This window comes from Marinobacter sp., assembly GCF_041984545.1.
Classification (GTDB): domain Bacteria; phylum Pseudomonadota; class Gammaproteobacteria; order Pseudomonadales; family Oleiphilaceae; genus Marinobacter.
This window is the reverse complement of the sequence record NZ_JBHIXV010000084.1, coordinates 500-714: the sequence shown is the minus strand read 5'-3', so window position 1 is coordinate 714 and position 215 is coordinate 500.

Below are 215 nucleotides of genomic sequence, written 5' to 3'. Positions count from 1 at the left end.
CAAGACCTCGGATTTTCAGCGAATGTCGACACCAGGCAGCAATACGATGGATTCACAGATGGACCATTCGGGGCACGCTATGGATCCGGAAAAAACGGAGCCCAAAGTCGAACCTGAGGTGATAGACCATAGTTCCATGAATCACGGCGGAGACGAATCATGATCGCTGCCATCATTCATTGGTCTGTGCGTAATCGTTTTCTGGTACTTCTGGC